This is a genomic window from Brevundimonas aurantiaca, assembly GCF_904830995.1.
Taxonomy (GTDB): Bacteria; Pseudomonadota; Alphaproteobacteria; order Caulobacterales; family Caulobacteraceae; genus Brevundimonas; species Brevundimonas aurantiaca.
Map to the genome: position 1 here is coordinate 1,480,856 of NZ_CAJGVD010000001.1, position 13,185 is coordinate 1,494,040.

Here is a 13,185-nt window from a genome sequence, read left to right on the forward strand (position 1 = left end):
TATCGCCACAAAGCCCGTATATCTGATGATTTGTTGCGATTTGTTCGAGCAATAGCCCGTGGCAGCAATAATATTTGCCTCACACCGCCGCTTTGCTGCATATGCGAGGGATGCATAAGACCCTGAAGCAAGGCGGGACTTTCGTGGTCGAACCCCGCCGCCTGTCCAAGGCCTCCGCCGAACTGCGCGCGCGCGGTTTCGGTGAGATCACGATTCCGCCCTCGACCGAGACGGCGGAGAAACAGGCGTCGCGCTGCACCGACTGCGGCGTGCCGTTCTGCCAGAACGCCTGCCCGCTTCAGAACAACATCCCAGACTGGCTGCGCCTGTCGGCCGAGAACGAGGCGCAGGAGGCGTGGCGCGTGGCGTCCCTGACCTCCACCATGCCCGAGATCTGCGGCCGCATCTGTCCGCAGGACCGGCTGTGCGAAGGCGGCTGCACCCTGAACCAGTCGGGCTGGGACGCCGTGACCATCGGCTCGGTCGAGGCCTGGCTGGGCGATCAGGCCTTCGCCAACGGCTGGGTCGAACCGATCCGGCCCCAGGCCGAACGCGGCGAGAGCGTCGGCATCGTCGGGGCGGGACCGGCCGGTCTGGCCGCCGCCGACCGGCTGCGCAGCGAAGGCTATCAGGTCACCGTCTATGACCGCCACGACCGGGCCGGCGGCCTGCTGATCTACGGCATTCCCGGCTTCAAGCTGGAGAAGCATGTGGTCCAGCGGCGCGTGGACCGTCTGATCGACGGCGGCGTTCAGTTCGTCCTGGGCTGCGAGGTCGGCAAGGACGTGACCCTGACCGAGTTGCGCGACCGCCACGACGTGGTCCTCCTGGCCATGGGCGTCTACCAGCCCCGCGTCCTGTCCGCGCCGGGGCGGGGTCCGGACTCCACCGTGGCGGCCCTCTCCTATCTGACCCATCAGAACCGGCGCGACCTGGGCGACGCCCAACAGGACGGCTGGCACGAGGCGCGCGGCAAGCGAGTGGTCGTGATCGGCGGCGGCGACACCGCCATGGACTGCGTCCGCACCGCGATCCGCCAGGGCGCGGCCTCCGTCACCTGCCTGTATCGTCGCGACCGGGAAAACATGCCCGGCTCGGCCCGCGAAGTGGTCAACGCCGAGGAGGAAGGTGTCGTCTTCGAATGGCTGGGCGCGCCCAAGGCCCTGCTGTCCCAGGGCGATCGCGTCACCGGCGTCCGCGCCGCGCGGATGCAACTGACCGAGGCGGCCCCCGGCGAGCGGCGCGACATCGTGCCCGTGCCCGGCGCCGACTTCGATATTCCGGCCGACATCGTCATCGAGGCCCTGGGCTTTTCGCCCGAGCCCTTCGCCGCGCATGAGCCGAACCTGACACTCCGCGACGACGGCACCATCAAGGTCGGCGCCGTCAGCTTCGCCACCAGCCTGCCCGGCGTCTTCGCCGCCGGCGACGCGGTGCGCGGGGCCTCGCTGGTCGTCTGGGCTGTGCGGGAAGGCCAGGACGCCGCCGCCGAGATCGATCGTTACCTGAAGACCCGCACCGAGGAGGTCGCGGCATGACCGATTGGCTGAACAAGTACGAACAGACCCGCGACCGGCTGGAAGCCGAAAACGCCTATGACCGCAGCGCCGAGCGCGACGCCTGCGGCGTGGGCCTGGTCTGCTCCATCGACGGCACGCCGCGCCGCGACGTGGTCGAATATGCGATCCGCAGCCTGAAGGCCGTGGCCCACCGCGGCGCCGTCGATCCCGACGGCCTGTCTGGCGACGGCGCCGGCGTCATGTGCGAACTGCCACAAGGCTTCTTCGCCGACCAGGTGGCCTCGATCGGTCAGTCCGTGCGGCCCGGTCCGATCTGCGTGGGCCAGGTCTTCCTGCCGCGCACGGACCTGGGGGCCCAGGACCGCGCCCGCGCCATCGTCGAGACCGAGGCCCTGCGCGCCGGCTTCTGGATCTACGGCTGGCGTCAGACGCCCATCGACCTGTCGGTCGTCGGGACCAAGGCCGGCGCCACCCGGCCCGAGATCGAACAGATCATGCTGGCCCCGCCGCTGGACGACGCCGGCCAGCCGCTGGACGGCGAGGCGCTGGAGCGTGAACTGTACCTGTGCCGCCGCCGCATCGAAAAGACGGTCAAGACCGAGAACTTGGCGGGGGTCTACATCTGCACCCTGTCCGCGCGCTCCATCGCCTACAAGGGGATGGTGCGGGCCGAACTGCTGGGGAACCTGTATCCCGACCTGGAGGATCCGCGCTTCGTCTCGGCCTACGCCGTCTTCCACCAGCGCTATTCCACCAACACCTTCCCGGAATGGAAGCTGGCCCAGCCCTTCCGCATGCTGGCCCACAACGGCGAGATCAACACGCTGAAGGGCAACCTCAACTGGATGAAGTCGCACGAGATCCGCATGGCCGCCCAGGCCTTCGGGGATCGTGACCGCGAGGTGAAGCCGGTGGTTCAGCCGGGCGGGTCCGACTCGGCCGCCCTGGACAATGTCATGGAGGTGCTGGTCCATGCCGGTCGCCCCGCGCCGATGGCCAAGGCCCTGCTGATCCCCGAGGCCTGGGCCAAGGACGATGTGGTCATGCCGCCCGAGCACCGGGCCTTCTACGCTTACTGCAACGCCGTGATGGAGCCGTGGGACGGCCCGGCCGCCATCTGCGCCGCCGACGGCCGCTGGATCGTAGCGGGCAAGGACCGCAACGGCCTGCGCCCGCTGCGCGCGGTCGAGACCGTGGACGGCCTCTTGATGGCCGGGTCCGAAGCCGGTCTGGTGCCCATCCCCGAAAGCCGGGTGAAGCGCCGCCTGCACATCGGCCCCGGCAAGCTGATCGCCGTCGATATGAAGCACGGCCGGGTTTATGACGAGCATGAGGCCGTCGACGCCCTGGCCGCCGCCCACCCCTATACGGAGTGGCTGGACAATATGGTCGATCTGGAGCCGATCATCGGCCCCGGACCGGAACCGCGTTCGGCCTCCGGCGAGGACCTGACCCGCCGCCAGATCGCCGCCGGCTACAGCCGCGAGGACCTGGACCTGCTGCTGGACGCCCTGGTCCGCGACGGCAAGGAGGCGGTCGGCTCCATGGGCGACGACGCCCCGCCGGCGGTGCTTTCGGCCCTGCCGCGCCCGTTGAGCCACTATTTCCGCCAGAACTTCAGCCAGGTCACCAACCCGCCCATCGACCCCCTGCGTGAAGCCGGGGCGATGAGCCTGAAGACCCGGTTCAAGAACCTGGGCAACATCCTGGCTCAGGAAGAGGCGCAGACGGACGTCTTTGTTCTGGACAGCCCCGTCCTGACCAACGGCATGTACGAGCGGATGGTCGCGACTGTCGGCGCGGGTTCGACCGTGGTCATCGACTGCAGCTATGACGTCCCCGCCGACGACGCGCGGTCCGGCGCGGGCCTGCGCGCGGCATTAGACCGGATCATGGACGAGGCCGAGGCCGCCGCTCGCGACGGCGCGGCCCTGATCGTGCTGACCGACCAACAAAGCTCGGCGACGCGGCTGGCGGCCCCGATGATCCTGGCCACAGCCGGGGTTCACGGGCGGCTGACTGCGGCGGGCCTGCGCACCTATTGCTCGATCGTGGTCCGCACCGCCGAGACCCTGGACCCGCATGGGTTCGCGGTTCTGGTCGGGGTCGGCGCCACCACCGTCAACGCCTGGCTGGCCCAGGACCTGTTCCAGGAGCGTCTGGACCGGGGCCTGTACCCCGGCCTGACCCTGCGCGACGCCTGCCTGAACTATAAGGCGGGCATCGAGGCGGGTCTCTTGAAGACCCTGGCGCGCAAGGGGATCAGTGTCATCTCCGCCTATCGCGGCGGCTGCGAGTTCGAGGTGCTGGGCCTGTCCCGCGCCCTGACGGCCGAGTTCTTCCCCGGCGCCCCGTCGCGCATCTCCGGCATCGGGCTGGCGGGTCTGGAGCAGGCGGCGCTGAAGCGGCACAAGGTCGCCTGGGGCGAGGCCCAGCCCTCCCCCGCCATCGGCGGCTTCTTCAAGATCCGCGCGGGCGGCGAGGCTCACGCCCACGAGGCCAAGACGATCCACCTGCTGCAGGACGCCTGCAACCGGGGCGACTACCGCCGGTTCAAGCAGTTTTCGGAAGCCGTCCGAAACCAGCCGGACCTGTCGCTGCGCGACCTGCTGGACTTCCGCGAAGGGACGCCGATTCCCATCGATCAGGTCGAGAGCGTGTCGGACATCCGCCGCCGCTTCCTGACCCAGGCCATGTCCCTGGGCGCCCTGGGGCCTGAGGCGCACGAGACGCTGAACATAGCCATGAACCGCATCGGCGCCCGCTCGGTCTCGGGCGAAGGCGGCGAGGATCCCGAACGCTATCACCCGCGCCCCAACGGCGACGACGCCAACTCGGCGGTGAAACAGGTGGCCTCGGGCCGGTTCGGCGTCACGGCCGAATATCTGAACCAGTGCCGCGAGATCGAGATCAAGGTGGCCCAGGGCGCCAAGCCCGGCGAGGGCGGCCAACTGCCCGGCTTCAAGGTGACCGAGTTCATCGCCCGGATGCGCCACGCCGTGCCCGGCACCACCCTGATCAGCCCGCCGCCGCACCACGACATCTATTCGATCGAGGATCTGGCCCAGCTGATCTATGATCTGAAGGCCATCAACCCAGACGCCAAGGTGACGGTGAAGCTGGTGTCCGCCTCGGGCATCGGGGCCATTGCGTCCGGGGTGGCCAAGGCCAATGCCGACGCCATCCTGATCGCCGGCCACAACGGCGGCACCGGCGCCTCGCCCCAGACCTCGATCAAATACGCCGGCCTACCGTGGGAGATCGGCTTGGCCGAGGCCCATCAGGTGCTGACGCTGAACAATCTGCGCGGCTCAGTCACGCTGAGGACCGACGGCGGGGTCCGCACGGGCCGCGACGTCGTCATCGCCGCCATGCTGGGCGCCGAGGAATACGGGGTCGGCACCGCCGCCCTGATCGCCATGGGCTGTCTGATGGTGCGCCAGTGCCATTCGAACACCTGCCCCGTCGGCGTCTGCTCCCAGGACGAGCGGCTGCGCGAGAAGTTCACCGGCACGCCGGACAAGGTCGTGAACCTGTTCACCTTCATCGCCGAGGAGACACGCGAGATTCTGGCCTCGATCGGCGCCCGGACGATGGACGAGATCATCGGCCGCACCGACCTGTTGCGTCAGGTCCGGCGCGGCGGGTCTCACCTGGACGACCTCGATCTGAACCCCCTGCTGGTCCAGGTCGACGAGGGCGCCGCCGGCAAGTGGGCGGACAAGGGCCGCAAGCCCATCGCCGACAGTCTGGACGCCCGGGTGCTGAAGGATGCGGTGCGGTTCCTGGATCGGGGCCAGACGCTGGAACTGTCCTATCCGCTGAACAACACCCAGCGGACGGTCGGCGCCGCCGTCTCGTCCGCCATCGTGCGGCGTTTCGGTTCCCAGGGTCCGGCCGGACGGCTGAAGCTGCGTCTGGAAGGCATCGCCGGCCAGAGCTTCGGCGCCTTTGCGGCCAAGGGGCTGGAACTGCACCTGACGGGCGAAGCCAACGACTATGTCGGCAAGGGCCTCTCGGGGGCCGAGATTTCGATCCGCACGCCGGAATGGCGCGAGGATCAGCTGATCTGCGGCAACACGACCCTGTACGGGGCGACCTCCGGCCGGCTGTTCGTCGCCGGCGCGGCGGGCGAGCGGTTCGCGGTGCGCAACTCGGGCGCGGAAGCCGTGGTCGAGGGCCTGGGCGCCCACGGCTGCGAATATATGACCGGCGGCCGGGTGGTCGTCCTGGGCTCGGTCGGCTGGAACCTGGCGGCGGGCATGAGCGGCGGCGAGCTGTTCGTGCTGGACCAGCCGAGCCACGCCGCGCGCGCCCTGAACGGCGATCTGGCCGGCGTGACCGACATCGACGCGGCCGCGGCCGAACGACTGCGCGAACTGGTCGAGGCGCACCTGGCCGCGACGGCCTCGCCCTTGGCGCGGCGCCTGTTGAGCGACTGGGACAACACGCTTGACCGTTTCGTTCGCATCGTACCGCTCACGGACATTGTCAGGGCGGAGGAACGGCTTAAGACTTCGGCCTGAAGCCTGGTTGCGCCGTCCTTCCTCTCCTCCCCGAGACGCCTGAAATGACCCGAACCGCCGCCCTTTCCGCCTTCACCGCCATCGGGGCGGCGTCGCTCGCCTCACCGGCCCTGGCGGCGCCTGCCCTGCTGGCCCACCAGGCGCCGCTGGTCATCGACAATGCGGCGACGGCCTGGATTCTGACATCCACCGCCCTGGTTCTGCTGATGACCCTGCCGGGCCTGGCCCTGTTCTACGGCGGCATGGTCAGGAAGAAGAATATCATCAGCGTCATCGCCCAGTCGGCGGCGGCCTTCGCCCTCGTCTCGGTGCTGTGGTTCCTGGTCGGCTATTCCCTGTCGTTCGGCACCGCTCCCGACGCGGTCAACGGCCTTATCGGCGGGGTCCAGGCGGCCTTCCTGAACGGGGTGACGATGCAGACGGCGCACAGCCTGCTGCCGGGCCTGCCGGAACTGCTGTTCGTCAGTTTCCAGATGACCTTCGCCATCATAACCCCGGCCCTGATCGCCGGCGCCTTCGCCGAACGGATGAAGTTTTCGGCCAGCCTGCTGTTCTTCGCCCTGTGGCACCTGATAGTCTATGCGCCGATCTGCCATCAGGTCTGGGGCGGCGGCTATCTGGGCGGACTGGGGGTGCTGGACTTTGCGGGCGGAGCAGTGGTTCACGTCAATGCGGGCGTCGCCGGCCTGGTCTGCGCCCTGGTGCTGGGACCGCGCCACGGCTTCGGCCGCGACAACATGGCTCCCGCCAATCTGGTTTACAGCGCCATCGGCACCGGCCTGCTGCTGGTCGGCTGGATCGGCTTCAACGCCGGGTCGGCCGGGGCGGCCGACGCCCTGGCCGCCACCGCCGCCTTCAACACCATCCTGGCCGCCGCCGCCGCCGCCCTGGGCTGGATGGCGATCGAATGGTTCGACCGCAAACGCCCGACCCTGCTGGGCCTGCTGTCCGGCATCGTGGGGGGTCTGGTCGCCATCACGCCCGCCGCCGGCTTTGTCGATCCCAAGGGCGCCTTCTTCATCGGCCTGATCGCCGGCCCGGCCTGCTACGCCGGAGCGGTCTGGCTGAAGCACGCCCTGAAATATGACGACAGTCTGGACGCCTTCGGCGTGCACGGGATCGGCGGCATCGTCGGCGCCCTTTTGACCGGCGTCTTCGCCACCACCAGCGTCAACGCCCTGGCGGAGGGGGCGACCGTCTGGAAACAGGCCGTCGGCCTGGCCGGCGCAATCGCCTGGAGCGCGGCGGGCACCTTCCTGGTCTTGATGATCTGCAAGTTCACCACCGGCCTGCGCGTCGCCAGGGACGAAGAGGTCGAGGGACTGGACTATACCCAGCATGGCGAAGCCATCCACTGAGGTCATGGACAGGGGCGGTTGATCCCGTCCCCGTCCGCCCCCATCTTCATCTGTGATCGAAGGTCTTGCCGTTTGCGGGAGACCGTCGGTCGGTCGCTTTTTCGAGGACCCAGATGACGACGACCCGCACCGTTCTGTTCGACAGCCCCTTTCTGCTGGGCTTTGACCATACACGCGCCCTGATCGACCGCGCCGCCAAGGCCGCCGCCGAGAGCTATCCGCCCTATAATGTCGAGCAGATCGCCGACACGGGGGTTCGGATCAGCTTGGCTGTGGCCGGCTTTTCGCCGGACGAGCTGGCCATCACGCTTGAGGGGCGTCAGCTGATCATCGCCGGCAAGCGCGACGAGGCCGGCAAGGGCGAACAGGCCTTCCTGCATCGCGGCATCGCCTCTCGCGGCTTCGTCAGGAGCTTCGTCCTCGCCGACGGGCTGGAGGTTCAGGGCGCGCGGCTGGAACACGGTCTGCTGCACGTCGATCTGATCCGGCCCGAGGCGGAACGCCAGGTGCGGCGCATTCCCATCACGGCGGGCTGAAAAGCGCGGCCGTTCGAACCGCCCGGCGATCCGGGCGTTGTGAAATCAAAGGAGGCGGTCCTATGACGCCGATTATGACCAAGGAAGATTTTGCGGGCCTGGGCGCCCCCGACCTCGTCTATGTGCGCGAGGTGAAGGCGTCCGACCTGCTGGAAGAGGCGGTCGAGATGAAGGACGTCGCCTTCGACCCGAACCAGTCGCTCTACGCCGTCCACAGCGCCGACGGCGAACGCCTGGCGGTGATGCTGGACCGCGACACCGCCTTTGCGGCCGCCGTCGCACACGAGCTGGAGCCCGTCTCGGTTCACTGAGCAGAAAGGGAAGAGGCCGCCGCCTGCTGTCAGGCGGCGGTCGCGGGAGCGTCGTCCTTGACGAACAGGGCGCGGATCGCGTCGGCGGTGTGCGCCTGACGCAACTGCTCCCTCAGCTCGGCTGAACGCAGGGCGCGAGACGCCGCGGCCAGCGCGCGCAGATGCTCGGCCCCATCCTTGGGCGGAGCGAACAGGGCGAACAGAAGATCCACCGGGCGATCGTCGACGGCGTCATAGGCGACCGGCGAATCCAGGCGCACGAAGACGGCCGAAACCCGATCGATCTCCTTCAGCCGGGCGTGCGGCACGGCGACGCCCGACCCAAGGCCGGTGGAGCCCAGGGCTTCGCGCTCCAGCAGGGCTTCGAACACACGGGTCTGATCCACGCCCATGGCCTGGGCGGCCGCCTCAGCGACCGCGTGCAGCGCTTGCCGCTTGGAAGAAGCGCCGCCGCGCAGCACTACGCCGTTGGGCGCCAGGAGGTCTGCGATATGCATTGTAGCCGACTCCAGACAGGCGAATGGCTGTCGCGGGCGCCCCTTTAGAGGCTCCCGCGACAAAGTCAAACGCGGCTGTTCACCTAGTGGCCGTTGGTCTTGCCGGTACGCTCGGGGTCGATCCAGCCGACGTTGCCGTCAGGACGGCGATAGACGACCGACAGACCGCCGTGGGCGGCGTTGCGGAACAGGACGACCGGATAGCCCGTCATGTCCAGTTCGAGCACGGCCCGCCCCACGGTGATGGTCCGGATCTCATGCTCGGTTTCGGCGATGACCATGCCGACCGGGGGCGGACCGTCGCTGTCGCCGGCGTCGCCGAAGACGTCGTCCTCCACGCTGTCGGGATCCCGCAGCACGATGCTGCGGGCGACTTCGCGCGCGGCGTCTTCGGTCTTTTCAGGCGACAGACCCTTGGGTCCGATATGGTGGTCCTTGAGCCGGCGCTTGTAGCGGCGGACGCGCTTTTCGAGACGGTCCAGCGCCTCGGTGAAGGCGGAGTGGGCGTCGCCGCCCATACCCGTCGTCACCAGAGTCTGGCCCGACGCGAGGCGGACCCAACAGTCCACCTTGAAGCCGTGGCCGTCCTTGGACACCACGACCTCGGCGTCGTCACCGCCGCGGGCGAAGTATTTTCCGACCCCTTCTTCGAGTTCCTGGGAGATGCGCGAGCCTAACGCTTCGCCGACATCCACTTGCTTGCCGCTGACTTGGACTTGCATGAGGATAGAACGCTCCCGCTCGCATTTGGTGTCAATCGGGATCACCGATTTGTGGTCACGCTTGGCAGGCGCCCCTAACCATTCTGCGACGCTCGACGGACGACGGAATTCTCAAGGCTTCCCGATACTTGGCGACTGTTCGGCGGGCGATGTCGATGCCGGTTTCCTTAAGGATTTCGACGATTCTGTCGTCGGACAAAATGTCCCCCCCCAGGCTCTCGCCGTCGATCATGGTTTTTATCTTATGACGGACGGCTTCGGCCGAATGGCTGGCGGCGCCGTCGGTCGATTGGATGGCGGCGGTGAAGAAGAATTTCAGTTCGAACACCCCGCGCGGGGTCGAGACATATTTGTTCGAGGTGACGCGGCTGACCGTCGATTCATGCATGCCGATGGCGTCGGCCACCGTCTTCAGATTCAACGGACGCAGGAACTCGACCCCGAAGGCCAGGAAGGCGTCCTGCTGACGCACGATTTCAGAGGCCACCTTCAGGATGGTCTTGGCCCTCTGGTCCAGCGACTTGACCAGCCAGCTGGCCTGGGCCGCGCATTCGGCGACGAAGGTCTTTTCCGTTTCCGACCGCGCGCCGGCCTGGACCAGTCCATGGTAGCGTTTGTCGATCAGCAGGCGCGGCAGGGTGTCGGCGTTCAGTTCGACCCGCCAGCCGCCGGCGGGATCAGGCCGCACATGGACGTCAGGGACCACCGTCTGGGCGGGTTCGCCGCCGAAGCCGGCGCCGGGTCGCGGCGTCAGGCCCTTCAGCTCGGCGATCATCTCGTTCAGATCCTCGGCGTCGACGCCGCAGACCTTCTTCAGCCCCGCCATATCCCGACGCGCCAAAAGGTCCAGATTGTCCAGCAGGGCCGCCATGGCCGGATCGAAGCGATTGCGCTCGATCAGCTGCAGCTTCAGGCATTCGGGCACGGAACGGGCCATGACGCCGGTCGGTTCGAACCCGTGGCAGACGGCCAGGACCGCCTCGATCCGCGCCAGATCGACCCCCAGCCGATCGGCGAACTCCGCCAGTTCGCCGCGCAGATAGCCCCCTTCGTCCGTCGCATCGATCAGGGTCAGGGCGATGCCGTGGTCGGCCGGCGACAGGCCCGCCGAAGAGGCCTGGGCCTGGAGATGCTCCCACAGGGTGGGTTCATGAGCGTCGGGGCGCTCGCCGTCGCCTTCGAACACGACGCCGCCCTTGCCGGCGCTGGACCAGTCCGACAGACCGGGCTGAGCCTCGTCGGTCAGGCGGTCGCTGGTGCGTTCTCCAGGCGCCGCGTCGCCATAGACGTCGTCGGAACCGGCGTCCATCGCGGCGACCGAATCCTGGCCCACCCCTTCGCCGAAAGACATTTCCTGATCGGCGACGGGATCGGCCGCCCTTTCGGGCGCGTCAGCCTCTCCGCCCTCGGGCTCGTCGCGTTGCAGCAGCGGATTACGCTCCAGCTCGGCCTCGACGAACTCCTCCAGCTCGAGATTGGACAGTTGCAGCAGCTTGATCGCCTGCTGCAGCTGGGGCGTGATGACGAGCCCCTGCCCCTGTCTGATCTCTAGACGCTGCCCGATCACTTACGGTTTTCCTGCGGGCGCCAAAACTGGCCCGGAACTTGCTGTCGAGAGTGCCGCCCATTGGTTAACACCCGACAAACGGGGGGGTGCGGGCCCGTCCTGACCCGCACGTCTGAGCCTTGGCGACCGGCGGGCAGAGCGCCGCCGCCCTTCGATCAGATGTAGTTTTCGCCCAGATAGACCCGCCGCACCTCGGGGTCGTTGACCGCCTCGTCCGCCGTGCCTTCGAACAGGACCGCGCCGCCCGAGATGATCGAAACCCGATCAGTGATGTCCAGGGTCTCGCGCACATTGTGGTCGGTGATCAGGACGCCGATCCCCTGCCCCGCCAGATAGCGGATCACCGAACGGATGTCGGCGATGGCCAGGGGGTCGATGCCGGCGAAGGGCTCGTCCAGCAGGATGAAGGAGGGGCGTCCCGCAAGCGCCCGGGCGATCTCGACCCGACGCCGCTCGCCGCCCGACAGGGCGGTGGCCGGGGCGTGACGCAGATGGTCGATGTGCAGTTCCGCCAGCAGCCGCTCCGTCTCCGCCTCGACCCGGTCGCGCGGATAGTTCAATTCGGCCACGGCCTTGATGTTCTGCTCCACCGTCATGCCGCGGAAGATGGAGGCTTCCTGGGCCAGATAGCCCAGGCCCATCCGGCTGCGCTGATACATGGGCTGGCCGGTGATGTCCTCGCCGTCCAGCCAGATCGAGCCGGAGTCGGGCGGGATCAGGCCGGTGATCATATAGAAGCAGGTCGTCTTGCCGGCGCCGTTGGGGCCGAGCAGGCCCGCGACCTCGCCGCGCTGGACGGTCAGGGAGACGTCGCGCACCACCTGCCGGGCGCCGAACGCGCGGGCGATGTTGCGCACCCGCAGGCCCTTTTCCGCGCGCGCGACCTCAGGCGTCGGCTCGGGCGCCGGCCGATCGTCCAGATTCAGGGCTGAGAGTTCTTTACGCGCCAAAGGTCGAGATCCGTGCGGCCTTCCCGGACGGGCGCCTAGTTGGTTCCGTTGGGATAGAAGACGCCCTGGACCCGATTGCCGGCGGCGCCGCGCGGCGCGCCTTCCATACGAGCGGTCTGCGTATTGACGTTATAGACCAGACGCGATCCGGTCAGCACGTTCTGTCCCTGGGTCAGGATGACATTTCCCGTCACCACAATCTCGCCGGAGCTCAGATTATAGACCGCCCGATCGCCGCGCATGGTCTGGTCCGGCGTGACGAAATAGACCGATCCGGCCGCCTCGGCCCGCTCCAGATCGCCGCCCGATCCAGAGACCAGGGTCAGTTGGTCGGCGCGAAACCGATTGGCGCCCTGCACGGCCTCAGCCCGCCCCCGCAGAATGACCCGGTTCGGCGCATATTCGACCCCGTCCGCCCCATAGGCGACCGGCTGGTTCGAGCCCCGCGTCTGGGCGTCGCCCACGGCAGGCAGGGCCAGGAGGGCCATCGCCCCCGCCGCCGCGACCGCGGCCCGTGTTCCAAAGATCTTCATCATGGTCATTCGCCTGAACCCGAGGGGGTCAGAACCCCTCGCACCTTGTTGTCGCCGGAGCCTTTGAACACCACGCGCTCGCCCTGATCATAGATCGCATAGGACGAAGCGTTGATGGTTCCAATAGGGCCCGCGCCCTGAACGCCTTTTGAACCGGTGATGATTCCGGTCGAGGTGTCGACCACCGCCTCGGGCGTGGTCAGCACAAAACCCGTGCCCCCGTCCGAAATCCGCACATTGGGGCCGATGGTCACGGTCTTGGCCTGCTCGTCATAGGTTCCGCCGTCGGCGGTCATCTCCGTGACCTTGCGCCCGCCCAGGTTCAGCTTCAGCGCCGGGCCGATCAGGCGGAAACGGCCGGTCGCCGCATCGCGCACGGCGCCCTGGGCCCCGACGGTGAAGGCGCGGCCTTGCGCGTCCTGGCCGTGGAACAGGGGCTTGTCCAGGCGGACCTCCTGGCCCTGACTGGCCTTGCGCTCCACGCCGGACATGACGGTGCGGAAGACCGTCCAGGTCAGGACGCCCCCCGCCAGCACCAGGATGATGATCGGCAGGACGCGGCGATACAGTTTGACCCGGCGGGAATGGGCGCGCCAGCGCGCCCCGGCCAGGGCGACCCGCTGTTCGTCCGCCTCGATGCGGGTCTGTTCGCCGGGTTCGGTCAA

Annotated in this window: 11 protein-coding genes; 5 read left to right on the plus strand and 6 right to left on the minus strand. The window is 68.1% G+C overall.

Annotated elements, in window-relative coordinates; genetic code table 11:
• Positions 1 to 110: 110 nt before the first annotated feature.
• The 5 genes from JMT67_RS07405 to JMT67_RS07425 all read left to right on the plus strand — a co-directional run bounded on the left by JMT67_RS07405 (position 111) and on the right by JMT67_RS07425 (position 8,251).
• A complete protein-coding gene (locus tag JMT67_RS07405; RefSeq protein WP_201463117.1) occupies positions 111 to 1,538 on the plus strand; it encodes an NAD(P)-dependent oxidoreductase in 1,428 nt (475 codons plus the stop codon).
• Positions 1,535 to 6,046 carry a glutamate synthase large subunit gene (gene gltB, locus JMT67_RS07410; RefSeq protein ID WP_201463118.1) on the plus strand — a complete coding sequence of 1,504 codons (4,512 nt, stop codon included), beginning with the start codon at positions 1,535 to 1,537 and terminating at the stop codon, positions 6,044 to 6,046. Before JMT67_RS07405 ends, gltB begins: the two co-directional genes overlap by 4 nt.
• Positions 6,047 to 6,090: 44 nt before the next feature.
• On the plus strand, positions 6,091 to 7,404 hold the full coding sequence (locus tag JMT67_RS07415; RefSeq protein ID WP_201463119.1) for an ammonium transporter: 1,314 nt from the start codon (positions 6,091 to 6,093) through the stop codon (positions 7,402 to 7,404).
• Positions 7,405 to 7,517: 113 nt separating this feature from the next.
• The gene (locus JMT67_RS07420; protein WP_152950961.1) at positions 7,518 to 7,940 is read left to right on the plus strand and encodes an Hsp20 family protein; all 423 of its coding nucleotides are present in this window, start codon (positions 7,518 to 7,520) and stop codon (positions 7,938 to 7,940) included.
• Between the two features lie 62 nt (positions 7,941 to 8,002).
• A complete protein-coding gene (locus JMT67_RS07425; RefSeq protein ID WP_054766640.1) occupies positions 8,003 to 8,251 on the plus strand; it encodes a DUF1150 family protein in 249 nt (82 codons plus the stop codon).
• Between the two features lie 29 nt (positions 8,252 to 8,280).
• On the opposite strand, the gene ptsN is transcribed toward JMT67_RS07425, so the two are convergent.
• The 6 genes from ptsN to lptC all read right to left on the minus strand — a co-directional run bounded on the left by ptsN (position 8,281) and on the right by lptC (position 13,185).
• Complete coding sequence (gene ptsN, locus JMT67_RS07430; RefSeq protein WP_201463120.1) at positions 8,281 to 8,748, minus strand: PTS IIA-like nitrogen regulatory protein PtsN; 468 nt, start codon at positions 8,746 to 8,748, stop codon at positions 8,281 to 8,283.
• An 83-nt stretch (positions 8,749 to 8,831) separates the two neighbouring features.
• Positions 8,832 to 9,470: a ribosome hibernation-promoting factor, HPF/YfiA family gene (gene hpf, locus JMT67_RS07435; protein WP_054766642.1), complete on the minus strand. Its 639-nt coding sequence runs from the start codon at positions 9,468 to 9,470 to the stop codon at positions 8,832 to 8,834.
• A gap of 55 nt (positions 9,471 to 9,525) precedes the next feature.
• The gene (gene rpoN, locus JMT67_RS07440) at positions 9,526 to 11,037 is read right to left on the minus strand and encodes an RNA polymerase factor sigma-54 (RefSeq protein ID WP_201463121.1); all 1,512 of its coding nucleotides are present in this window, start codon (positions 11,035 to 11,037) and stop codon (positions 9,526 to 9,528) included.
• Positions 11,038 to 11,192: 155 nt separating this feature from the next.
• Positions 11,193 to 11,987 (minus strand): LPS export ABC transporter ATP-binding protein, encoded by a 795-nt coding sequence (lptB, locus tag JMT67_RS07445; RefSeq protein ID WP_054766644.1) that lies wholly within the window; start codon positions 11,985 to 11,987, stop codon positions 11,193 to 11,195.
• A 35-nt stretch (positions 11,988 to 12,022) separates the two neighbouring features.
• On the minus strand, positions 12,023 to 12,523 hold the full coding sequence (locus JMT67_RS07450; RefSeq protein ID WP_233455833.1) for an LptA/OstA family protein: 501 nt from the start codon (positions 12,521 to 12,523) through the stop codon (positions 12,023 to 12,025).
• A 2-nt stretch (positions 12,524 to 12,525) separates the two neighbouring features.
• Positions 12,526 to 13,185: an LPS export ABC transporter periplasmic protein LptC gene (lptC, locus tag JMT67_RS07455; protein WP_054766646.1), complete on the minus strand. Its 660-nt coding sequence runs from the start codon at positions 13,183 to 13,185 to the stop codon at positions 12,526 to 12,528.

Bases quoted from the DNA above. Each gene is read 5' to 3' on its own strand.
- JMT67_RS07405 (WP_201463117.1), top strand. From the start codon at position 111: ATGCATAAGACCCTGAAGCAAGGCGGGACTTTCGTGGTCGAACCCCGC.
- gltB (WP_201463118.1), top strand. From the start codon at position 1,535: ATGACCGATTGGCTGAACAAGTACGAACAGACCCGCGACCGGCTGGAA.
- JMT67_RS07415 (WP_201463119.1), top strand. From the start codon at position 6,091: ATGACCCGAACCGCCGCCCTTTCCGCCTTCACCGCCATCGGGGCGGCG.
- JMT67_RS07420 (WP_152950961.1), top strand. From the start codon at position 7,518: ATGACGACGACCCGCACCGTTCTGTTCGACAGCCCCTTTCTGCTGGGC.
- JMT67_RS07425 (WP_054766640.1), top strand. From the start codon at position 8,003: ATGACGCCGATTATGACCAAGGAAGATTTTGCGGGCCTGGGCGCCCCC.
- ptsN (WP_201463120.1), bottom strand. From the start codon at position 8,748: ATGCATATCGCAGACCTCCTGGCGCCCAACGGCGTAGTGCTGCGCGGC.
- hpf (WP_054766642.1), bottom strand. From the start codon at position 9,470: ATGCAAGTCCAAGTCAGCGGCAAGCAAGTGGATGTCGGCGAAGCGTTA.
- JMT67_RS07450 (WP_233455833.1), bottom strand. From the start codon at position 12,523: ATGATGAAGATCTTTGGAACACGGGCCGCGGTCGCGGCGGCGGGGGCG.